19 protein-coding genes are annotated in these 21363 nt (G+C 71.8%); 14 read left to right on the forward strand and 5 right to left on the reverse strand.

Annotated elements, in window-relative coordinates; translation table 11 throughout:
* Positions 1-251 precede the first annotated feature (251 nt).
* Positions 252-968: a class I SAM-dependent methyltransferase gene (locus tag OTB19_RS03230; protein ID WP_267796361.1), complete on the forward strand. Its 717-nt coding sequence runs from the start codon at positions 252-254 to the stop codon at positions 966-968.
* A 51-nt stretch (positions 969-1019) separates the two neighbouring features.
* Here OTB19_RS03230 and OTB19_RS03235 read toward each other — a convergent pair whose 3' ends face one another.
* The gene (locus OTB19_RS03235; protein ID WP_267796362.1) at positions 1020-1928 is read right to left on the reverse strand and encodes an alpha/beta hydrolase fold domain-containing protein; all 909 of its coding nucleotides are present in this window, start codon (positions 1926-1928) and stop codon (positions 1020-1022) included.
* 214 nt (positions 1929-2142) lie between these two features.
* On the opposite strand from OTB19_RS03235, the gene tdh reads away from it, so the two are divergent.
* The 3 genes from tdh to OTB19_RS03250 all read left to right on the forward strand — a co-directional run bounded on the left by tdh (position 2143) and on the right by OTB19_RS03250 (position 5440).
* Positions 2143-3171, forward strand: coding sequence for an L-threonine 3-dehydrogenase (gene tdh, locus OTB19_RS03240; protein ID WP_267796485.1), 1029 nt, complete (start codon positions 2143-2145; stop codon positions 3169-3171).
* Positions 3172-3310: 139 nt separating this feature from the next.
* On the forward strand, positions 3311-4513 hold the full coding sequence (locus OTB19_RS03245; protein ID WP_267796363.1) for a glycine C-acetyltransferase: 1203 nt from the start codon (positions 3311-3313) through the stop codon (positions 4511-4513).
* A 12-nt stretch (positions 4514-4525) separates the two neighbouring features.
* The gene (locus tag OTB19_RS03250; protein ID WP_267796364.1) at positions 4526-5440 is read left to right on the forward strand and encodes a LysR family transcriptional regulator; all 915 of its coding nucleotides are present in this window, start codon (positions 4526-4528) and stop codon (positions 5438-5440) included.
* A gap of 115 nt (positions 5441-5555) precedes the next feature.
* Here the strand turns inward: OTB19_RS03250 and OTB19_RS03255 are convergent, their stop codons facing one another.
* Positions 5556-6335 (reverse strand): DeoR/GlpR family DNA-binding transcription regulator, encoded by a 780-nt coding sequence (locus OTB19_RS03255; protein ID WP_267796365.1) that lies wholly within the window; start codon positions 6333-6335, stop codon positions 5556-5558.
* A gap of 162 nt (positions 6336-6497) precedes the next feature.
* Here OTB19_RS03255 and OTB19_RS03260 point away from each other — a divergent pair, with 162 nt between their 5' ends.
* Both OTB19_RS03260 and OTB19_RS03265 read left to right on the forward strand, forming a co-directional pair.
* Positions 6498-7400: an SIS domain-containing protein gene (locus tag OTB19_RS03260; protein WP_267796366.1), complete on the forward strand. Its 903-nt coding sequence runs from the start codon at positions 6498-6500 to the stop codon at positions 7398-7400.
* On the forward strand, positions 7397-8233 hold the full coding sequence (locus OTB19_RS03265; RefSeq protein WP_267796367.1) for a class II fructose-bisphosphate aldolase: 837 nt from the start codon (positions 7397-7399) through the stop codon (positions 8231-8233). The genes OTB19_RS03260 and OTB19_RS03265 overlap by 4 nt, the downstream gene beginning before the upstream one ends.
* Positions 8234-8287: 54 nt before the next feature.
* Here the strand turns inward: OTB19_RS03265 and OTB19_RS03270 are convergent, their stop codons facing one another.
* Positions 8288-9022 carry a hypothetical protein gene (locus OTB19_RS03270; RefSeq protein WP_267796368.1) on the reverse strand — a complete coding sequence of 245 codons (735 nt, stop codon included), beginning with the start codon at positions 9020-9022 and terminating at the stop codon, positions 8288-8290.
* A gap of 185 nt (positions 9023-9207) precedes the next feature.
* Between OTB19_RS03270 and OTB19_RS03275 the strand changes: the two genes are divergently transcribed.
* Positions 9208-10398: an acyl-CoA dehydrogenase family protein gene (locus tag OTB19_RS03275; protein WP_267796369.1), complete on the forward strand. Its 1191-nt coding sequence runs from the start codon at positions 9208-9210 to the stop codon at positions 10396-10398.
* A 126-nt stretch (positions 10399-10524) separates the two neighbouring features.
* Here the strand turns inward: OTB19_RS03275 and OTB19_RS03280 are convergent, their stop codons facing one another.
* Positions 10525-11376 (reverse strand): LysR family transcriptional regulator, encoded by an 852-nt coding sequence (locus OTB19_RS03280; RefSeq protein ID WP_267796370.1) that lies wholly within the window; start codon positions 11374-11376, stop codon positions 10525-10527.
* A 95-nt stretch (positions 11377-11471) separates the two neighbouring features.
* On the opposite strand from OTB19_RS03280, the gene OTB19_RS03285 reads away from it, so the two are divergent.
* Positions 11472-12203 (forward strand): SDR family oxidoreductase, encoded by a 732-nt coding sequence (locus tag OTB19_RS03285; protein ID WP_267796371.1) that lies wholly within the window; start codon positions 11472-11474, stop codon positions 12201-12203.
* Positions 12204-12506: 303 nt separating this feature from the next.
* Here the strand turns inward: OTB19_RS03285 and OTB19_RS03290 are convergent, their stop codons facing one another.
* Positions 12507-13454, reverse strand: a complete 948-nt coding sequence (locus tag OTB19_RS03290; RefSeq protein WP_267796372.1) for a methionyl-tRNA formyltransferase — start codon at positions 13452-13454, stop codon at positions 12507-12509.
* A 253-nt stretch (positions 13455-13707) separates the two neighbouring features.
* On the opposite strand from OTB19_RS03290, the gene OTB19_RS03295 reads away from it, so the two are divergent.
* The 6 genes from OTB19_RS03295 (at position 13708) to OTB19_RS03320 (ending at position 21358) form a co-directional block, all read left to right on the forward strand.
* Complete coding sequence (locus tag OTB19_RS03295) at positions 13708-15075, forward strand: lysine N(6)-hydroxylase/L-ornithine N(5)-oxygenase family protein (RefSeq protein ID WP_267796373.1); 1368 nt, start codon at positions 13708-13710, stop codon at positions 15073-15075.
* Positions 15076-15275: 200 nt separating this feature from the next.
* Positions 15276-16334 (forward strand): FecCD family ABC transporter permease, encoded by a 1059-nt coding sequence (locus OTB19_RS03300; protein WP_267796374.1) that lies wholly within the window; start codon positions 15276-15278, stop codon positions 16332-16334.
* On the forward strand, positions 16331-17392 hold the full coding sequence (locus OTB19_RS03305) for a FecCD family ABC transporter permease (RefSeq protein WP_267796375.1): 1062 nt from the start codon (positions 16331-16333) through the stop codon (positions 17390-17392). The genes OTB19_RS03300 and OTB19_RS03305 overlap by 4 nt, the downstream gene beginning before the upstream one ends.
* A 158-nt stretch (positions 17393-17550) precedes the next feature.
* Positions 17551-18417 carry an ABC transporter ATP-binding protein gene (locus OTB19_RS03310; RefSeq protein WP_267796376.1) on the forward strand — a complete coding sequence of 289 codons (867 nt, stop codon included), beginning with the start codon at positions 17551-17553 and terminating at the stop codon, positions 18415-18417.
* An 86-nt stretch (positions 18418-18503) separates the two neighbouring features.
* Positions 18504-19565, forward strand: a complete 1062-nt coding sequence (locus tag OTB19_RS03315; protein ID WP_267796377.1) for an iron-siderophore ABC transporter substrate-binding protein — start codon at positions 18504-18506, stop codon at positions 19563-19565.
* Positions 19566-19567: 2 nt separating this feature from the next.
* A complete protein-coding gene (locus OTB19_RS03320; RefSeq protein WP_267796378.1) occupies positions 19568-21358 on the forward strand; it encodes an ABC transporter ATP-binding protein in 1791 nt (596 codons plus the stop codon).
* Positions 21359-21363 lie beyond the last annotated feature (5 nt).

The raw sequence follows: 21363 nt of genomic DNA on the forward strand, positions 1-21363 counted from the left end.
CCGCCACACTCTCGATGACCAAGGCGGAAAGTCCCGAAAACACCACACCCACAAGGGCGTTGACTTCAAGCACGCCTCAGCATGACAGGAGGCAACGCACCGCTACCACCGATTACGGGACAGAGCCCCACCGGAAGCGGGAGTTCGACGACCCGGCCCCGTACGCCGTACGGACCGACCCGAAACCCCGTCCGAGGGACGCACCCGCGTGCGGCACCCTCCGCCGGCCCGCTCCGGGAAGGCTTGCGGACATGCGACAGCAGGACGACAGCCCGACACCCCCCACCGCCTTCTCGGCGGCCGACGCCTTCACCCTGCGCACCGCCCTGGACGCCCTCGGCGGCGTCCACGGGCTCGACACCCTCGACCTCGCCTGCGGACACGGCGGCACCACCCGACTCCTCGCGAGCGGCGGGGCCCGGCGGACCGTGGGCGTGGACAACTGCCCGGAACGCATCCGACGGGCCCGCGAGACCCGCCACGACGGCCCGGCCGGGCCCATCGAGTACGTCGTCGCCGAAACCGCCGCGATGCCGCAGCTGGGCCCCTTCGACCTGGCCACGGCCCTCTACCTGTTCAACCACGCACCCGACCGGCACGCCCTGCACTCCATGTTCCGGTCCATCCGCGCCAACCTGCGGCCCGGCGGCCGACTGCTGGCCATCGTCCCGAACGCCGGGGGCTTCCCGCGCGTGGACTGGTCCCCGTTCGGGCTCCGGGTCCTGGCGCGCGACCCCGACGGGGACGCGCCACTGGTACGGGCCCAGTTCCTCACCGAGCCCCCCGTGCACGTCGAGTTCCGGGAATGGGCGCACGCCGACTTCGCCGAGGCGGCCGTCGAGGCCGGGTTCACCACGGCGGGCTGGCAGCCGGCGCGGACCCCGCCCCCCTGCGCCGAACGGGACGAGGCCTTCTGGGCGTCCTACCGGGCCCGGCCGGTCAGCTCGCTGATGACCTGCGTGGCCTGAGGACGACCGGCCGTGCGAGACCTGCCCCTCACGCCCCCACCGCCCGGGGCGTCACGGCGCGGCGACCGCCCGGGTCAACGCCACGATCCGCTCACGGGCCGCCCGGCCCTCCGGCACCCGTTGGAACGGGTAGCCGTGCGGCTGCCCCGCCGCCTCGTGGAACTCCACCTCGACGCCGGCGTCCCGCGCCCGACGGAGCAGCTCGTGGCTGTCGGTGGTCAGCAGGTCCCGGGTCCCGGTGAACACCGTCAGGGGAGCCAGCCCCGCGAGGTCGCCGTGCAGCGGGCTGACCCTCGGGTCGTCGGCGGCGAGGGTGCCCGCGTACAGGCGCCCGGCCTCGACCAGCCCCGGCCGCCTCAGCAGCGGATCGCCCGGCTCGACGGCCGCCTGTCCGGGATGGCTCACGCTCAGGTCCAACCAGGGCGAGACCAGGACGATCCGGGACGGCTGCGACCCCGTGCGCTCCCGCAGGCGCTGGGCCGCGGCCAGGGCGATCCCGGCGCCCGCGCAGTCCCCGATCAGCACCGTCCCGCCCGCCCCGCCGCTCTCGATCAACCCGCTGAGCAGGTCGGCGGCCACCGGAACGGTCCGGTCGGCGGTCCCGCGCGGGGCCAGGATGTAGGCCGGCACGACCACCCGCGCCCGGGCCCGCTTCACCAGGGTGCGGACCAACGACCAGTGGGGCCGGAGCAACTCGCCCACGTAGGCGCCCCCGTGGACGTACAACACCTGCGCCGCGGGCTCGACGCCCCGCGGCGACACGTCGTAGACCGGCCACGCCCCGACGAAGGCCCGCGAGACCTCCGCAACGCGGCCCAGTGAACGCGGCGGCAGATGCGACGCGGGCCTCCTGGCGGACTCCGCCACCTTGGCCCGCACGGCCTCGGCACCGGCGTACCGTCTTCGACGCCCCACCGCGATCAGCGCCACCGACAACGCCTTGCTGCGCAGACTCGGCACGCCCCTCACCTCCCCTTTCCCCCGCCCCCGGCACTGCCCGGGCCGGCCCTGCCCCATCAGGTGAGGAGCATAGGCGTGAAGCTGCGCTGTCGGCCCGCTTAAGAAAGTCTCGATGGACCGATCACCACCCCGCTCGGCACATTGGTGCACGTCAGACACCGCACGGGCCCGCACGCCCCGAGGTGCTCCCCTCCGCATGCCTGGAGCCACGTTCATGAAGGCACTCGTCAAGCACAAGGCCGAGCCCGGGCTGTGGCTCATGGACGTCCCCGAGCCCGAGTACGGCCCCGGCGACGTGCTCATCAAGGTGCTCCGCACCGGCATCTGCGGCACCGACCTGCACATCCGGGCCTGGGACGGCTGGGCGCAGGGCGCCGTCAAGACCCCCCTCGTGCTCGGTCACGAGTTCGTGGGCGAGGTCGCGGCGCTGGGCGCCGACGTGCGGGACATCGAGATCGGTGCGCTGGTCAGCGGCGAGGGCCACCTGGTGTGCGGGAAGTGCCGCAACTGCCTGGCCGGGCGCCGCCACCTGTGCCGCAGCACGATCGGCCTCGGCGTCGGACGCGACGGGGCGTTCGCCGAGTACGTCGTCCTGCCCGCGCAGAACGTGTGGGTGCACCGCACCGAGGTCGACCTCGACGTGGCGGCCATCTTCGACCCCTTCGGCAACGCCGTGCACACCGCGCTGTCCTTCCCGCTCGTCGGCGAGGACGTGCTGATCACCGGCGCCGGCCCCATCGGCATCATGGCGGCGGCCGTGGCCCGGCACGCCGGCGCCCGCAACGTGGTCATCACCGACGTCAGCCCCGAGCGTCTGGAGATCGCCCGCAAGGCCGGCGCGACGCTCGCGGTCGACGTCCGCGAGTCGACGATCGCGGACGCGCAGGCCACCCTCGGTCTGCGCGAGGGCTTCGACATCGGTCTGGAGATGTCCGGGCGGGCCGAGGCCGTGCAGGACATGATCGCCAACATGACGCACGGCGGCCGGATCGCCATGCTGGGCCTGCCCGCCCAGGACTTCCCGGTCGACTGGGCGAAGGTCGTCACCTCGATGATCACCATCAAGGGCATCTACGGCCGCGAGATGTTCGAGACCTGGTACGCGATGACCGTGCTGCTGGAGGGCGGGCTCGACCTCAGCCCCGTCATCACCGGCCGGTACGCGCACACCGACTTCGAGGCCGCCTTCGACGAGGCGTCCACCGCCCGCAGCGGCAAGATCATCCTCGACTGGACGGCGTAGCCTCCCCGCCCGACCCCGGACGGCCCGCGGCCATCCCCCCGAACCATCTCCCTCCGGCCGGGCCCCGCACACCCTCCCCCCTCCGCGGGGCCCGGCCCCCCTCCCTCCGCCGCACCAGGAGAAAGAGAGCACGCCCGCCATGTTCGAGACCGTCCGCCAGGACCTGCGCAACACCCTCGACGAGATCCGCTCCGCCGGCCTGCACAAGCCCGAGCGCGTCATCGGCACCCCGCAGAACGCGTCCGTCGGCGTCACCTCCGGCGGCGCCGCGGGCGAGGTCCTGAACTTCTGCGCCAACAACTACCTCGGCCTGGCCGACCACCCCGAGGTCGTCGCCGCCGCCAAGGACGCCCTGGACCGCTGGGGCTACGGCATGGCCTCCGTCCGCTTCATCTGCGGCACCCAGGAGGTCCACAAGGAACTGGAGGCGCGCCTGTCCTCCTTCCTGGGCCAGGAGGACACGATCCTCTACTCCTCGTGCTTCGACGCCAACGGCGGCGTCTTCGAGACCCTCCTCGGCGCCGAGGACGCGGTGATCTCCGACGCCCTCAACCACGCCTCGATCATCGACGGCATCCGCCTCTCCAAAGCCCGCCGCTACCGCTACGCGAACCGCGACCTCGCGGAGCTGGAGACCCGGCTCAAGGACGCCCAGGACGCCCGCCGCCGTCTGATCGTCACCGACGGCGTGTTCTCCATGGACGGATACGTCGCCCCGCTCGCGGAGATCTGCGACCTCGCCGAGCGCTACGACGCCATGGTCATGGTCGACGACTCGCACGCCGTCGGCTTCGTCGGCCCCGGCGGCCGCGGCACCCCCGAACTGCACGGGGTCATGGACCGGGTCGACATCATCACCGGCACCCTGGGCAAGGCCCTCGGCGGCGCCTCCGGCGGCTACGTCGCGGCGCGCGCCGAGATCGTCGAACTGCTGCGCCAGCGCTCGCGTCCGTACCTCTTCTCCAACTCCCTCGCCCCCGTGATCGCGGCGGCCTCGCTCAAGGTCCTCGACCTGCTGGAGTCGGCCGGTGACCTGCGCGAGCAGCTCGCCGCCAACACCGCGCTCTTCCGCGCGAAGATGACCGACGCCGGCTTCGAGGTCCTCCCCGGCGACCACGCCATCGCCCCCGTCATGATCGGGGACGCCGCCGAGGCGGCCCGGATGGCGGAGCTGCTGCTGGAGCGCGGCGTGTACGTGATCGGCTTCTCGTACCCCGTGGTGCCCATGGGCGCGGCCCGGATCCGGGTGCAGCTGTCGGCCGCCCACTCCACGGCAGACGTGGAGCGCGCGGTGGCGGCGTTCATCGAGGCCCGTGCGGCGCTCGGGACGGCTGTGGCCTGAGACAATGGCGGGGTGATCGACCCCCGCCGGCTGCGTATCCTGCGGGCCGTGGCGGACCACCGTACGGTGACCGCCGCGGCCGCAGCCCTGTACCTCACCCCCTCCGCCGTCTCCCAGCAGCTCGCCGCGCTGGAGCAGGAGACCGGACACGCCCTGCTGACCCGCAGCGGCCGGGGCGTACGGCTCACCGCGGCCGGGGAGATCCTCGTCGGGCACGCCCACGAGGTGCTGGCCCAACTGGAGCGCGCCGAAGCCGAACTCGCGGCGTACGCGGGCGGCTCGGCGGGCGAGGTCACGGTCGCCGCCTTCGCCACCGGCATCGCGGAGGTGCTCGCCCCGGCGCTCGCCCGCCTCGCGGTGGACCATCCCGGGATCCGGCTCCGCGTCCGCGACGCGGAGGGCGACCAGAGCCTGCCGCTGCTGCTGGCCGGCGAGGCGGACCTGGCGCTCGCGGTGGAGTACCGCGGCGCCCCGGGCGCGGACGACGGCCGGCTGTCGATCGTCCCCCTCTACGCGGAACCCTTCGACGCGGTCCTCCCGGCCGGCCACCCCCTCGCGGACCTGCCCACCGTGTCGCTCGCGGACCTCTCCGACTCCGACTGGGTGGGCCAGTACCCCGGCAACCCGTGCCACGACGTGACCCTGCTGGCCTGTGAACTGGCCGGTTTCCAGCCGCGGTTCGCGCACTCCTCCGACGACTTCCGCGCCGTCACGGCCCTCGTCGGCGCGGGCGGCGGCGTCGCCCTGGTCCCGCGTTCGGCCCTGCGCGGCATGGACCTCAAGGAGGTCCAGGTCCGCCCGGTCGTCGGCCCGGCCGCCACCCGCCGGGTCTTCGCCGCCACCCGCCGGGGCGCCGAGTCCCACCCGCTGATCGCCCCCGTGCTGGCGGCCCTGTCGCGCGAGGCGGAACGGGTCCCGACGCACTGACCCGGCCGACGCACTGACTCACCCGGTGCAGGCCCGCCCGACACACTGTCCGCTCGGGCCGGACCCTCCCGGTGGCATCCCGGGGGTGCGCGTCGCCGTCGGGTGTACGCCCCGCTCAGGCGCGGTGGACCTCGACGCCCGCCCTCGCGAAGGCGTCGGCCACGGCGGGTGACACACCCGTGTCCGTCACCAGCACGTCCACGGCGGACGCCGCGCAGATCCGGGCGAAGGCGCGTACGCCGAGCTTGCTGGAGTCGGCCGCGATCACCACGCGGCGGGCGCGCTCGCACAGCAGCCGGTTCATGGCGGCCTCGTCCTCGTGCCGGGTGGCGGCGCCGTCCACCGGGTCGAAGGCGTCGACGCCGACGACCGCGGTGTCCACGGTCAGCTGTCCGAGCACCTGTTGGGCCAGCGGCCCCGTCAGTTCGTAGGACTGGGGGCGGGCCACCCCGCCCGTCAGCACGATCTTGAACTGGGGTCGGATCACCAGCTCTCCCGCGATGTTCAGGGCATTGGTGACGACGGTCAGGGCGGGGGAGCCCGTGGCGAGGTCCGCGCGGGCCGCCAGCGCGCGGGCGACCTCGGTGGTGGTCGTGCCGCCCGTGAGGCCGACGACCTCGCCCGGGGCGATCAGCGCCGCCACCGCCTCGCTGATCCTGCCCTTCTCGGCGGCGCGGCGGGAGGTCCGGTAGCGCAGGGGGAGTTCGTAGGAGACCCCGTGCGGCGCCGCCCCGCCGCGGGTGCGGACGAGCAACTGCTGTTCCGCGAGCTGATCGAGGTCCCGGCGGATGGTCGCGGCGGACACGCCGAGCGCCTCCGCCGCGGGTTCCACCTCCAGCCCGCCGCCCTCCACCAGCAGGTCCAGCAGCTTCTGCCGGCGTTCGTTGCGGGTCATGGTCATGGCCCCCCTCGTGCGTGCTCCGAAGGGCCGTTCGTGCGGCCCCGGCGTCGAGGTTAACCCAGCAGCTCACCGCCGTGGATGCTTGAAGTTGCGTGAAACTGCCCGCTATCTTGCAAGAAAACGCATCCGCGACCCGTCGCGTACCAGGGAGCCCGTATGAGTCACGTCGCGCAGGAGTTGGCCACACAACCCGAATGCTGGGAACGGGCCGCCGAACTGGCCACGACGCACCGGACATCGCTGCCGCGACACGGGGAGCGCGTCGCGATCGTCGGCTGCGGAACCTCCTACTACATGGCCCAGGCCGCAGCCGTGCTGCGCGAGGAGTCCGGTCAGGGCGAGACGGACGCCTTCCCCGCCTCCGAGTTCCCGCGCCACCGCCGCTACGACCGCGTCGTGGCGCTGACCCGCTCCGGAACCACCACCGAGGTACTGGACCTGCTGGCCGGCCTTCGGGACGCCGCGGTGGCGACCACCGCCGTCATCGGGGATCCGGCCACGCCCGTGACGACCCTCGCGGACGACCTCGTGGTCCTGGACTTCGCGGACGAACGGTCCGTCGTGCAGACCCGCTTCGCCACCACCGCCCTCACCCTGCTGCGGGCCCACGTCGGCGCCCATGCCCCGGCCGTCGTCGCCGACGCGCGCACCGCGCTCGCCGAACCGCTGCCGGTCGGGCTGGAGACCCTCGACCAGTACACCTTCCTCGGCCGCGGCTGGAGCGTGGGACTCGCCCATGAGGCGGCCCTGAAGATGCGCGAGGCCTCCCTGTCCTGGGCCGAGTCCTACCCGGCCATGGAGTACCGGCACGGCCCCGTCAGCGTCACCGGCCCCGGCACCCTCACCTGGTCCCTCGGCGAGACCCCCGACGGCATCGCCGAACAGGTCCGCGGCGCCGGCGCCGCATGGGTGGAGGGCCGCCTCGACCCCCTCGCCGAACTGGTCCGCGTCCACCGGCTGGCGCTCGCCGTCGCCGCGCACCGACGGCTCGACCCGGACGCGCCGCGCAACCTGACCCGCTCCGTCATCCTCGCCACGGGCCAGGAGGCGGTCCGATGACCCTCGTCCCCGCGGGCGGCCTGGTGTCGGACGCGGCCAAGGCCGGCCGCGCCGTCGCCGCCTTCAACATCATCACGCTGGAACACGCCGAAGCCGTGATCGCGGGCGCCGAGCAGGTGGGCCTGCCGGTGATCCTGCAACTCAGCGAGAACGCGGTGAAGTTCCGGGGCGGGCAACTGCTCCCCATCGCCCGCGCGGCCGTCGCCTGCGCGGAGGCGGCGGCCGTCCCCGTCGGGCTGCACCTCGACCACGTCAAGAGCTCCGAACTGCTGCGCCGGGCCGCGGACGCCGGCTTCGGGTCGGTGATGTACGACGCCGCGCAGTTGCCGTACGCCGAGAACCTGGAGGCCACTCGCTCCGCCGCCGACTGGGCCCACGCCAACGGGCTGTGGATCGAGGCCGAACTGGGCGAGGTCGGGGGCAAGAACGGGGCCGCGCCGCTGGACCCGCACGCGCCGGGCGCCCGTACCGACCCGGACGAGGCGCGACGGTTCGTCGCCGACTCCGGGGTGGACGCGCTCGCCGTCGCCATCGGCAGCAGCCACGCCATGACCAGCCGGACCGCCGCACTGGACCACGCGCTGCTCGCCCGCCTGGCCAAGACCGTGGACGTGCCCCTGGTGCTGCACGGCTCCTCCGGGCTCCCGGACTCCGAACTCGCGGCAGCCGTCGCGGGCGGCATCCGCAAGGTCAACATCGGCACTGCGCTGAACGTGGCGATGACGGAGGCCATCCGCACCCACCTCACGCCCGCGGACCCGCGCCCCTACCTCACGGCGGCCCGAACGGCGATGGCGACGACCGCCGCCGCCATGCTCACCGCCCTGAACTGAGCGCCGCCGCCCCGCTCGCGGGGCGGCGACCACCGCTGCCCGGCAGGACGCCGGTCAGCGCGGCAGCAACCGGGCCTGATGGCACTCGACGGCCGGCCAGCTCGCCTGGTCCACGCGCGCGCCCCGGGCCAGCGTCCGGGTGGCCTCGACCACGGCCAAGGCGCGCTCGGTCTGGAGGCACAGCGCGATGAACAGGGTCGCGCGCCGCCCGTCCCGCGTCTCGTCGTAGTACCAGTCGGCGCTCACCTGCCGGTCGGCCCCGGACAGGAACGGCCGTTGGAGGAAGTCCTGCACCTCCAACGGGAACTGGCCGAGGATCCCGCGCGCCTCCGGAGCGAGGTCGAGCCGCTCCACCGGCACCCCGGGCGGCGGGGGAGCGGCCGGTGCGGGGGTCTTGGGGCGGCCGACTTTCGGGGGCCGGTGGTCGAAGGAACGCCGCCGCAGCGAGCCGGGCTCCAGGCGGACCCGCTCACCCCGGTACTCGGGCACGCCCGCCCGGATGACCGGTGCGACGCGGCAGATCCCCCGCTCGCCGATCACCAGCGCCCTCGGGTGCCCGTTCGGCTCGGGGTACGCCCACCAGGTCAGGACCTTCCCCGCCTTCTCCAGCAGGGTCGCGGTCGTGGCGGCGGGGATGCGGTCCCAGCACTGCTGCCGGCCCGGCTGCTCCTCCTCGAACGGCAGCGCGCCCGGCTCGTGGATCTGTGTCACCGCCTCGGGACCGACCGCCGGGCGCTGTGGAGCCCGGTCGCGCCCGCCCATCTCCCGTAGCCATGCCTCGTGGTCCACGCATCCCCCCGGACGATCGAAGTCCCCTGATCCAAGGGGCCATTGTCGGGCAGGCGGGGGCTCGCTGTCAGCGGTCCGGCGCGGTCGCCGCAAACCCCGACCCGAGGACCCTTCCGGATTCTTGGAACAGGTTCTAGTCTGCCCTGCGCCAGTGACGACGGACCGCGAGACCTCCCGGAGGGCCCGTGCACCTCGAATACACGCCCGAGCAGCAGCGGTTGCGCACCGAGCTGCGTGCCTACTTCGCCGAACTGGTCCCGCAGGACGTCCACGCCCGCTACGAGGACCCGGCCGCGCAGAAGCGCTTCTACCGCGAGACCATCCGCCGGCTGGGAGCCGACGGATGGCTCGGCGTCGGGTGGCCCGAGGAGTACGGCGGGCGCGGGATGTCCCCGGTGGACCAGTTCATCTTCTTCGACGAGGCCGCGCAGGCCGTCGTGCCGCTGCCGCTCATGGCGCTGAACACCGTCGGGCCGACCATCATGCAGTTCGGCACCGACGAGCAGAAGGCCTACTTCCTCCCGAAGATCCTCGCCGGCGAGATCGACTTCGCCATCGGCTACAGCGAACCCGACGCCGGCACCGACCTCGCCGCGCTCAAGTGCAAGGCCGTCCGCGAGGGCGACGAGGACACCGGCACGTACGTGGTCAACGGCCAGAAGATCTGGACCACCAACGGCGACACCGCCGACTGGGTCTGGCTCGCCGTCCGCACCGACCCCGACGCCCCCGCGCACAAGGGCATCACCATGCTCCTCGTGCCGACCTCGGACCCCGGGTACTCCTGCACCCTCATCAACACGCTCGCCTCGCACGACACCACCGCGAGCCACTACGAGGACATCCGCGTCCCGGCGAGCCGCCGGGTCGGCCGGGAGAACAAGGGCTGGCGCCTGATCACCAACCAGCTCAACCACGAGCGCGTCACCCTCGCCGCCCACGGGACCATGGCCATCCGCGCCCTGCACGACGTCCAGCGCTGGGCCGCGCGGACCCGACTCGCCGACGGGCGCCGCGTGATCGACCTCTCCTGGGTCCGCGGCAGGCTCGCCCGCACCCACACGCGGCTCGACGCGATGAAGCTGCTCAACTGGCAGATGGTGAACGCGGTCGAGGCCGGCACCCTCACCCCGCAGGACGCCTCCGCCGTCAAGGTCTACGGCTCCGAGGCGCGCCGCGACGCGTACGCCTGGCTCATGGAGGTGGTCGGCGCGGCGGGCTCCCTCAAGGACGGTTCCGCCGGGGCGGTCCTGCACGGCGAGTTGGAGCGCGGCTACCGCAGCGCGGTCATCTTCACCTTCGGCGGCGGCAACAACGAGATCCAGCGCGAGATCATCTCGTGGATCGGCCTCGGCATGCCCCGCGTCCGCCGCTGAACCCCTGTGACGAGGCCTTTCAGTCGGCACTTCGGGAGCGATGGCCGGCACCGGCTGTTCATGCCGTGCAGGTCTCAGCGGGTGAGCCGGGCCACGATGGATGGAACCTGGCCAGGCATGGGGGAACTACCGGAGACGTGTCGCAGTGCGGACAAGGTCGGCGACGGCTCGGGACCGACTGTGCGGTGGCCAGGCGATCACGGTGGTGACTTTCGGCGCGTCCAGCACGGGCACGGCGGCGAGGTCACCGGGCAGTTGGGCTCGGCACGACTCCGGTGAGACCGCGCAAGCCCGGCCGAGCGCGACGAGCTGCAACAACTGCGCGTGGTCGCGGACTTGTGGGCCGGGGCCGGGCGGGTAGGTGCCGTCCGGGCCGGGCCAGAGTGGCAGGGGCAGGCCCGGCAGGGCGGTGATGTCGGCCATGTGCACATGGGCCCGGACCGTGAGCGGATGCCCGGCCGGCAGGACCACGACCTGGCCCTCCGTGCTGAGTTCTTCGCTGTCGAACCCGGCCGTCGAGTCGAACGGCCGGTGCAACAGCGCCACGTCGGCCCGGCCCTCGCGCAGAAGCCGTTCCTGCTCGGCCGGGCCGCACAGGATGACGTCGACGGGGACCGCGCCGGGTTCGGCGGCGTACGCGTCGAGCAGTTCGGCCAGCAGTTCTCTGGACGCGCTGGCCTTCGTCACCAGGACCAGGCCGGGACGCCCGGTCGCGGAAAGGCCTGCGCGGCGGGTCCGGCGCTCGGCGGCGTGGACCGCGCCGAGCGCCGCCCGGCCGTCGGCCAACAGCACCGAGCCGGCCTCGGTCAGCGTGACGGTGCGGCTGGTCCGATCCAGCAGCGTTACCCCGAGCCGGCGTTCGAGCTGCTGGATCGCCCGTGACAGGGGCGGCTGCGCGATCCCGAGCCGCTGCGCGGCCCGCCCGAAGTGCAGCTCTTCAGCGACCGCGACGAAGTAGCGCAGTTCCCGGGTCTCCATCCCGCCACGCTACCCCGGATCAATACCTGGACGGTATCGCTGCCTACCCGATCGGTCTTGGCCCCCCGCCGGGGTTCGAGTGCAGCATGGCTCCCATGAGCGAACGAACGATTGGTCTGGTCACCGGCGCGAACAAGGGAATCGGCCACGAGATCGCCGCGGGCCTGGGCGCCCTCGGCTGGAGCGTCGGCGTCGGAGCCCGGAACGATCAGCGCCGTGAGGCAGCGGTGGAGCAACTGCGCGCGGCCGGCGTCGACGCGTTCGGCGTACCGCTGGACGTGACCGACGACGCGAGCGTCACCGCCGCCGCACGGCTGATCGAGGAACGGGCGGGGCGCCTCGACGTGCTCGTCAACAACGCCGGCATCGCCGGCGGCATGCCGCAGGAGCCCACCCGGGCCGATCTCGCCACCATCCGGACGGTCGTGGAGACGAACGTGATCGGCGTCATCCGCGTCACCAACGCGATGATGCCGCTGCTGCGCCGCTCTGCCTCACCGCGGATCGTGAACATGTCCAGCAGTGTCGGCTCCCTCACCCGGCAGTCGGGAACCGCTGCCGAGCAGACGGCGGGTCCCGTGGCCGTGGCGTACGCGCCGTCCAAGACGTTCCTGAACGCCGTCACCCTCCAGTACGCCCGGGAGCTGCGCGGCACGAACATCCTGATCAACGCCGGCTGCCCCGGCTACGTCGCGACCGACCTCAACGGCTTCCGCGGCGTGCGCACCCCCGAACAGGGCGCGGCGATCGCCATCAAACTCGCGACCCTGCCCGACGACGGCCCCACCGGCCAGTTCTTCGACGACGCCGGCGCAGTGCCCTGGTGATGTGAACGGCGGTCACCACCCGCCGGGTGAGGCGGCTTCGCCCGCGCGCCTCCAACAGGTTCATCGACCGCGTCGGCCGCCCCGGCATTCCGCCGCAGTCGAGAGGTGACGGTGCCGAGATGGGAGCAGACCCGTGACGACACGAGGGCGTGTGGTCGTCCACCGGATGTGTACCGAAGTGCCGACCCGTCACAACCCCACCGCCGCGCGGGAAGGGGATCCGTGCGGCGGTGGGGGCCCGCCAGGCTCGGGACCGTCCGGGGCGGGCGGGGGTCGCAGCGGCGGCAGGGGCTGCCCGTGGCGTCAGGGACGGCCCGTCAGGTAGCCGCCCATGGCCGTGAAGTACTCGGACGCGGGCAGCTCGCGGCCGTCCTCGGTCCGTACCCGGGTGATGGCCAGGCCGTGGTTGCGGCCCGTGCGCGCGTCGGCTCCGGCGACGATCACCACGCCCTCGCCCTCGCGGTAGAAGATCCGGCCGGGAGTGCCGCCGTACAGGCCCTCGGACACGACCGCAGAAAGCACCTCCAGGCGCTTGCCCTTGTGGAAGGTGAAGGCGGCCGGGTACGGCGCGCACTGGGCGCGGACGAGGCGCTCCAGGACCTCGGCGGGCCAGGTCCAGTCGATCCGGATGTCCTCCTCGGCCCGCTTGTGGAAGAAGGTGGCCTGGGACCGGTCCTGCTTCGTGAACTCGCTCTGCCCGGAGGCGATCAGGTCGAGGGCGCCGATGGTGACCGGGGCGATCAGGTCGACCGTCTTGTGGAACAGGTCCGTGGTCGTGTCCGTCGGGCCGACGGCGACCGAGCGCTGGAGGACGATGTCCCCGGCGTCGAGCACCTCGTCCATCATGTGCGCGGTGACGCCCACTTCGGGCTCGCCGTTGATGAGCGCCCAGATCAGCGGGGAGAAGCCGGCGTACTTGGGCAGCAGCGAGTCGTGCACGTTGAGGGTGCCGTGCCGCGGCAGGTTGTAGATGCGCGGCGGGATCCAGGTGCGCCAGTTGTTGGCGACGAGGATGTCCGGGTCGGCCTCCTTGAGCAGCCGGAACAGCTCCTCGTCGTCCGGGCGGTTGCGGATGACGACCGGAACACCGTGTTCCTCGGCGAGCTCGGCGACCGAGTCGCTCCAGATCTTCTCGTACGCGTGCTCGCTCTTGGGGTGCGTCACGACCATCACGACGTCGTGCTCGGAGTCCAGGAGCGCCTTCAGGGTGCGATGGCCCCAGGTTTGATAGCCGAACATGACGACCCGCATCGGGGTTCCTCCTAAGGTGAGCAGGGTAAGTAAAGCGAGCCTAACCTAACGATCCAACCAGCCTGTTTCTGGGCACGATTGACCCGACTGAGGGTGGATTGACCGTTTTGTCAGGTCGACAGCAACTCTGGATCAGGTTAGCTTTACCTAAGTTCCACTGGGCTGCCGGTCACCGGAGTGCCCTGGACTCCCCTATTCCCCCACCCCCGACACGACGCCTGGCAGGCGGCTGTCCCGCACCAATGGGAGTGACATGTCACAGGCTCTTCCTGGCGACGCACCACTGATCCACGATCTGATCGGCATCGGCTTCGGCCCCTCGAACGTTGCCATGGCGATCGCTCTCAGCGAGCACAACGCGCGCGTCGGAAGGCAAGAGGCGGTCACCGCTCACTTCTTCGAGCAGCAGCCCCGCTTCGGTTGGCACCGCGGCATGCTCATCGACGACGCCACCATGCAAGTGTCCTTCATGAAGGACCTGGTGACGCTCCGGAACCCCACCAGCGAGTACAGCTTCCTCTGCTACCTGCAGAGCAAGGGCCGCCTGATCGACTTCGTCAATCACAAGAACCTGTTCCCCCTCCGCGTCGAGTTCCACGACTACCTGGAGTGGGCCGCGGCGAAGGTCGACGACATGGTCTCGTACGGCCACCAGGTCGTCTCCGTCGAGCCCGTGGAGCGGGACGGCGTCGTGGAGTACCTCGACGTGACGGCGCGCTCCGGTGACGAGGTCGTCGTGCACCGGGCCCGCAACCTCGTCATCGGAACCGGGCTGCGCCCCGTCATGCCGGAAGGCGTCGAGCGGACCGAGCGCGTCTGGCACAACTCCGACCTGCTGTCGAAGGTCGAGGGTCTGGAGGGCGACGAGCCCACCCGCTTCGTCGTGGTCGGCGCCGGCCAGAGCGCCGCCGAGAACGTCGCCTACCTGCACCGCCGCTTCCCGCAGGCCGAGGTGTGCGCGGTCTTCTCCCGCTACGGCTACAGCCCGGCGGACGACAGCAGCTTCGCCAACCGCATCTTCGACCCCGAGGCCGTGGGCGAGTACTACTCGGCGCCCGAGGACGTCAAGCAGCGGCTCATGGGCTACCACGCCAACACCAACTACTCCGTCGTCGACATGGACCTCATCGACGACCTGTACCGACAGGCGTACCGCGAGAAGGTGCTCGGCGCCGAGCGGCTCCGCTTCCTGAACGTCTCGCGCCTGACGGGCGTGGAGGAGACGGCCGACGGGGTCCGCGCCACCATCAAGTCCCTCGTCAGCGGCGAGGAGAACCTGCTCGACGCCGACGTCGTGGTGTGCGCCACCGGGTACCTCCAGGCGGACGGCCTCGGCCTCCTCGGCGAGGTCGCCGACCGGTGCCACCGCGACGACCAGGGCCGCGTCCGGGTCGAGCGCGACTACCGCGTGGCGACCGACCTCGACCTGCGCTGCGGCATCTACCTGCAGGGCGGGACCGAACACACCCACGGCATCACCTCCTCCCTGCTGTCCAACACCGCGGTGCGCGTCGGCGAGATCCTCGACTCGATACTCGACCGGGGCCTCAAGGCGCTGACCGACGAGGCCGGCCCGGTCACCGGGGCGACCGCCGACGACGCCCGCCAGCCGGCCGTCTGACCACCCGGTCCACCACCCACTGCCGTGCCTGTGGTGCCCTCGCACCGACAGGCACGGCAGCACTGTGCACGCAGCAGATCCACGAAGAAGGTCCGCCGGGCCCCCGGTACCCGCCGCCGCACCGGCGGTCCGCCCGCCCGCGGGCGAGGTGCCAGGGCGGCCGGCGTCCGCGCCGGATGCAAGGGATAACCTACGTCGACATGGCCACGACTACAGTTGAACGGCCGGCGCCCTCCCGCGTCGCGGGAGCCCGGCAGCGCAGGCTCGTGGGTCTGGGCGCCCTCGTCGCGGTCCTCGTGGTGGTCGCGATGGTCTCCCTCGCCGTCGGCGCGCGCGCGTTGAGTCCCGCCGAGGTGTGGCACGGACTGTTCACGCCGCCGGAGCCCGGTCAGAAGGTCTCGGACACCAGACTCATCATGCAGACCGTACGGGTACCCCGGACGGTGCTCGCGATCGTGGCGGGCATCGCCCTGGGCGTCGCCGGGGCGCTGATCCAGGGCTACACGCGCAACCCCATCGCCGACACCGGCCTGCTCGGGGTGAACACCGGCGCCTCGTTCGCCGTCGTCTCGGCGATCTCCCTGTTCGGGTTCACCGACCCGTTCCAGTACGTCTGGTTCGCCTTCCTGGGCGCCGCGATCGCCGGCGTCGTGGTGTTCGGACTGTCGAGCATCGGCCGGGGGGCCGGCAATCCGCTGACGCTCGCCCTGGCCGGCCAAGGGGTCACGGTGTTCCTCATGGCGATGACGACGGCGGTCGCGCTGTCGGACAAGGCGGCACTGAACGCCCTGCGGTTCTGGAACGCCGGCTCGGTGGCCGGTGTCCACTTCGACGTCATCTGGCCGGTGACCCTCTTCATCGTGGTCGGACTGGTGCCGGCCCTGGCCACGCTGCCCTCCGTCAACCTGCTCAACCTGGGTGACGACGTCGCGCGGGGACTGGGCGTGAACATCGCGCTCGTCCGCACCGTCGGCATCCTCGCCATCACCCTGCTGGCGGGCGCGGCCACGGCGGCGTGCGGCCCCATCGCGTTCCTCGGACTCATGGTGGCGCACCTGGCCCGGTACCTGGCCGGCCCCGATTACCGTTGGCTGGTGCCGTACGCGGGTCTGCTCGGCGCAGTCGTCCTTCTGGTCTGCGACATCGCGGGCCGCGTGGTGGTGCGGCCGGGGGAGTTGGACGCCGGCGTCCTCGTCGCCCTCCTCGGCGCCCCCTTCTTCGCGGTCCTGGTGTGGCGGGGAAAGTTCAAGAGCGCATGAACGTGACAGTGGTGAAGCGGCCGGTGACGCCGGGTCTGAGGCTCGGCCGCGTGTCGTTCGTCTGGCGACCCAGGATCGCGCTGGTCACGTTGGCGTTGGCGGTGGCGGCGTTCCTGGTGTTCTGCCTGTCCATCGCGGTGGGGGACTTCCCCCTCGCCCTGCCCCGGGTCATCGCCACGCTGTTCGGCGGGGGCGAGCAGGTCGACAAGTTCGTGATCATGGACTTGCGCATGCCGCGGGCCGCGGCCGGCCTCGTCGTGGGGGTCGCGCTGGGGGTTTCCGGGGCGATCACGCAGTCCATCGCGCGCAATCCGCTGGCCAGTCCGGACATCCTGGGCATCACCGGGGGCGCCAGCGCCGTCGCGGTGTTCCTGGTGACGGTGTCCGGTGGGGCCGCCGCCGCGGTCACCGGCTCCGTCGGGCTGTCCGGGGCGGCGCTCGCGGGCGGTTTCGCCACCGGGCTGCTGGTGTACGTCATGGCGTGGCGGCGCGGCATCGACGGCTTCCGGCTCATCCTCATCGGCCTCTCGGTCAGTGCCGTGATGGAGGCGATCACCACCTGGCTGCTGGTCACCGCCGACATCCGGGACGTGGCGCGCGCCCAGGCGTGGTTGGTCGGCTCCCTGGACAACCGGTCGTGGGACGCGGTCGGGGTGGCCCTGTGGGGCACGCTCGCCGTGATGGCCGTCGTGGTGTGCGTCGGCTTCCAGTTCAAGCCGATGCACTTCGGCGACGACGTGGCCGCGGGCCTGGGCGTCCGGTACGCACTGGTGCGGGCGGTCATGCTGCTGTGCGCGGTGCTCCTGGCCGGATTCGCGGTGAGCGCGGCCGGGCCGGTCCCGTTCGTCGCCCTGGTGGCGCCGCAGGTGGCGATGCGTCTGACCAAGTCCCCGACACCGCCGATGGTGGCGGCCGGCCTGACGGGCGCGCTGCTGCTCATCGGATCGGACCTGGTCGCCCGCACCGCGCTGCCGGTCTCCCTGCCGGTCGGCGTGGTCACCGCCGCGATAGGCGGCCCCTTCCTCGTCTACCTCCTGGTGCGGGCGAACCGCCGCTAGGTCCTGTCGTCAAAGTGGCGCCGGCAGGACCCATGCCGTCTCCTCGAATTCCGTCGGTCGGACCCGCGGCGTCGGGTGCCGCGGGCCTCACCTGCGCCGCTTTGACGACAGGGCCCGGGTGATACAAAGATTAGGTAAGCCTAAATTTAGGGGAGGGCATGGTCGTTCAACGCGTCACCGAGATCGAGACCGGGATCGATGACATCCCGCGGTTGGCAGCCAAGGGCGTCACGGTCGGGTACGGGGACCGGATCGTCATCGACGCACTGGACGTCACGGTCCCGGCGGGGGTGGTGACCACCATCATCGGCCCCAACGGATGCGGCAAGTCCACCCTGTTGCGTACCCTGTCGCGGCTGCTCAAGCCGACCGCGGGGTCGGTCGTGCTGGACGGCGAGGACATCGCCGGGCTCAGGACCAGGGACGTGGCCAAGAAGCTTGGTCTGCTGCCCCAGGCGCCGGTCGCGCCGGAGGGCCTGACCGTGGCGGACCTGGTCGCCAGGGGGCGTCACCCGCATCAGAGTTGGCTGCGGCAGTGGTCCTCCGACGACGCCTCCGTCGTGGAGCGCGCACTGGCCATGACCGGGGTGGCCGACCTGGCCAACCGCCCCGTCGACTCGCTCTCCGGGGGCCAGCGTCAACGCGTCTGGATATCGATGACCCTCGCCCAGGGCACCGATCTGCTCCTCCTCGACGAGCCCACCACCTACCTGGACCTGGCGCACGCCATCGACGTGCTCGACCTGGTCGACGACCTGCACGAGTCGGGATGCACCGTGGTCATGGTGCTCCACGACCTCAACCTGGCCACGCGCTACAGCGACAACCTGATCGTGATGAAGGCGGGTTCGGTCCTGGCGCAGGGTCATCCGCGCGACGTCGTGACCGCCGAGTTGCTACAAGAGGCGTTCGGTCTGCGGGCGAAGGTGATGGACGATCCGGTGGGCGACCGGCCGCTGATCGTGCCGATCGGCCGCACCCACGTCCAGAGTTCGGGCAACCGGAATGAGTTGCCTGTAACTTAGGCTAGGCTTACCTCACTTCCCCGGGGTACGGTTTGGCTGCCTCAAGAGGGGTCGCAGCGGACAGCACGAAAGCAAGGGATTTCCGAATGCTCCTCGACAGAACCACACGTATGAAGCCCTGGCAGCGGCTGGCGGCGACCGTGTCTGCCGCGGCCCTCGGTGTAGGCCTCCTCGCCGGGTGCGGTTCCGACTCGGCCGACAAGGCCGACCAGAAGAACGACGGCGCCGACACCCCGGCCGCCGCCGGTGCGTTCCCCGTCACCGTCGAGCACGCCTTCGGCACCACCAAGGTGGAGAAGGCCCCCCAGCGCGTCGTCTCCGTCGGCTACACCGACGACCAGACGATCCTCGCGTTCGGCATCAAGCCGGTCGGCATGGTCGACCAGTACCCGAACCCGGCGGGCAAGACCCCCGACATCAACACGCAGTGGCCCTGGGTGAAGGACAAGTGGGGTGACACGAAGCCCGAGGTCATCATGAACAACGGTGACACCGGCCCCAACTTCGAGAAGATCGCCGCCCTGCGCCCGGACCTGATCATCGGTGTCTACTCCGACATCGACCAGGCCGCCTACGACAAGCTCAGCAAGATCGCCCCGACGGTGGGTCGCACCAAGGCCGAGAAGGAGCCCTTCAGCGCTCCGTGGCAGGACAACGCCCTCCACATCGCCAAGGCGCTCGGCAAGGCCGACGAGGGCAAGGCGATGGTCCAGGGCATCACGGACAAGCTCGCCGCGGCCAAGAAGGCGCACCCCGAGTTCGCCAACCAGACCGCCGTCGCGCTGTCCTGGTACAAGGACTCCGTCGCGCCCTTCACCACCACCGACGTGCGCGGCCAGCTCCTGACCGGCATGGGCTTCAAGGGGCAGACCGAGATCGACAAGATCGCGGGTGACAAGTTCTACACCCAGCTCTCCCCGGAGCGCACCGACCTCGTCGACGTCGACCGTGTCTTCGTCATCAACGACAAGGCGGACATGGACGCACTGAAGAAGTTCGACCTGTTCACCAACCTGAAGGTCGCGAAGGACAACAAGGTGTCCTACCTGCTGGACAGCGAGGGCCCGGCGGCCGGCGCGGCCATCTCGCAGGCCACCCTGCTCTCCATGCCGTACGCGATCGACGAGCTCGTCAAGTCGGTCGGCTAGGTGTGACTACCACTGACATTCGGGTCGCCCCGGCAACCCTGCGTACGACGACCGGACGGGAAGCAGCCCGATGGGTCGCGGCTCAATGCCGCAAGATGCCCTGGCTGTCGTCCGCCGCCGTACTCAGCACGGTCGCCGGGGCGGCGCTCCAGATGCTCCCCGTGCTGCTCCTCGGCCGGGTGGTCGACGGAGTGGTCGGGGGCGAACCGCGTTCGATCCTGGTCACGATCGGTGTGCTGATGGTGGCCGCCGCGCTCCTCGGCGCGGCGGCCACCGCGGTGTCGGCCTACCTGATCGGGCGGCTCGGCGCCGACCTGCTCGCGCAACTGCGGGAAGGCGCCGTACGGGCCGTGTTGGGCATGCCCAGCGCCCGGGTCGAACAGGTCGGTCGCGGGGACGTGCTCTCCCGGGTCGGCGACGACGTCGCGGTCCTGTCCAAGGGCATCCGTTCGGCCATCCCCACGGTGTTCTCCGCGGGCGTGCTGGTGGCCATCGCCACCGTCGGCATGTTCGGGCTCGACTGGCGGCTCGGCCTGGCGGGTGCGTGCGCGTTGCCGGCCTACGCGCTGGCCCTGCGCTGGTACCTGCCCCGGTCCGCCCCCCTCTATCAGAAGCAGCGGGTCGCCCAGGCGGACCGCGCGCAGGCCCTGATCAGCGGTCTGAACGGCATCGAGACCGTTCGGGCGCACCGCCTGGAGGAGGCCTTCCGGGAGAAGGTCTCCGACGACTCGCGGCGGGTGAAGGACCTCGGGATCGAGGTGTTCCGCTTCTTCGGTCGTTTCGTCGGCCGGGAGAACCGTGCGGAGTTCATCGGACTGGTCCTGATCCTCGTGGTGGGCTACGTCCTGCTGGAGACCGGTTCCGCCAGCCTCGGCGAGGTGTCGGCGGCGCCGCTGGTGTTCCACCGGCTGTTCACCCCGCTGGGCGCGATCATGTTCACCTTCGACGAGGCCCAGAAGTCGGGCGCGAGCCTGACCCGGCTCGTCGGGGTGCTGGCCGAGTCCGAGGAGGAGAAGCGGCTGGTCGGCGACTCGACCGCCGCGCTGGTGGACAACACGCCGTCCCCGGTGACCGTGCGGGGGCTGACGTTCGGCTACCCCGGCGCCGAGGAACCGGTCCTGCGGGACGTCAACCTGACGATTCCCGCGGGTGGTTCGCTGGCCCTGGTGGGCGCGACGGGCGCCGGCAAGTCGACCCTGGCCGCGCTCATCGCCGGCATAGGGATCCCGCAGGCCGGATCGGTTCGGGTCGGCTCCACCGACCTCACCGATCTCGACGAGGCCGGAGCGAGGGCGTTGGTGAGCATCCTGACCCAGGAGACACACGTGTTCTCCGGTCCGCTCGCCGACGACCTGAGGCTGGCCGCCCCGGAGGCGACCGACGCCGAACTGACGGCCGCGCTGCACACCGTGGGCGCGGACGGGTGGGTCGAGGCGCTGCCCGACGGGGTGTACACCGCGGTGGGCGAGGGCGGTGAGCGCCTGGACGGCACCAAGGTCGCCCAGATCGCCCTGGCGCGACTGGTGTTGGGCCGGGCTCCCGTGGTGGTGCTCGACGAGTCGACCGCGGAGGCCGGCAGCGAGGGCGCCGCGGAGCTGGAACGGGCCGTCCTGGCCGCGTGCGAGGGCCGTACGACGCTGTTCGTGGCGCACCGGCTGACGCAGGCGGTGGCGGCCGACCGGATCGCCGTGCTGGACGCGGGCCGTGTCGTGGAGCAGGGCACGCACGAGGAGTTGGTGGCCCTGGGTGGCCGCTACGCGCGACTGTGGCTGGCCTGGAAAGACGGTAGTTAGGTAAA

Origin of the sequence: Streptomyces sp. H27-H5 (genome assembly GCF_026627505.1) — a bacterium.
Classification (GTDB): Bacteria; Actinomycetota; Actinomycetes; order Streptomycetales; family Streptomycetaceae; genus Streptomyces.

Bases quoted from the DNA above. Each gene is read 5' to 3' on its own strand.
- OTB19_RS03305 (WP_267796375.1), top strand. From the start codon at position 16,331: ATGAACGTGACAGTGGTGAAGCGGCCGGTGACGCCGGGTCTGAGGCTC.
- OTB19_RS03260 (WP_267796366.1), top strand. From the start codon at position 6,498: ATGAGTCACGTCGCGCAGGAGTTGGCCACACAACCCGAATGCTGGGAA.
- tdh (WP_267796485.1), top strand. From the start codon at position 2,143: ATGAAGGCACTCGTCAAGCACAAGGCCGAGCCCGGGCTGTGGCTCATG.
- OTB19_RS03315 (WP_267796377.1), top strand. From the start codon at position 18,504: ATGCTCCTCGACAGAACCACACGTATGAAGCCCTGGCAGCGGCTGGCG.
- OTB19_RS03295 (WP_267796373.1), top strand. From the start codon at position 13,708: ATGTCACAGGCTCTTCCTGGCGACGCACCACTGATCCACGATCTGATC.
- OTB19_RS03285 (WP_267796371.1), top strand. From the start codon at position 11,472: ATGAGCGAACGAACGATTGGTCTGGTCACCGGCGCGAACAAGGGAATC.
- OTB19_RS03255 (WP_267796365.1), bottom strand. From the start codon at position 6,335: ATGACCCGCAACGAACGCCGGCAGAAGCTGCTGGACCTGCTGGTGGAG.
- OTB19_RS03230 (WP_267796361.1), top strand. From the start codon at position 252: ATGCGACAGCAGGACGACAGCCCGACACCCCCCACCGCCTTCTCGGCG.
- OTB19_RS03245 (WP_267796363.1), top strand. From the start codon at position 3,311: ATGTTCGAGACCGTCCGCCAGGACCTGCGCAACACCCTCGACGAGATC.
- OTB19_RS03290 (WP_267796372.1), bottom strand. From the start codon at position 13,454: ATGCGGGTCGTCATGTTCGGCTATCAAACCTGGGGCCATCGCACCCTG.
- OTB19_RS03310 (WP_267796376.1), top strand. From the start codon at position 17,551: ATGGTCGTTCAACGCGTCACCGAGATCGAGACCGGGATCGATGACATC.
- OTB19_RS03265 (WP_267796367.1), top strand. From the start codon at position 7,397: ATGACCCTCGTCCCCGCGGGCGGCCTGGTGTCGGACGCGGCCAAGGCC.
- OTB19_RS03300 (WP_267796374.1), top strand. From the start codon at position 15,276: ATGGCCACGACTACAGTTGAACGGCCGGCGCCCTCCCGCGTCGCGGGA.
- OTB19_RS03280 (WP_267796370.1), bottom strand. From the start codon at position 11,376: ATGGAGACCCGGGAACTGCGCTACTTCGTCGCGGTCGCTGAAGAGCTG.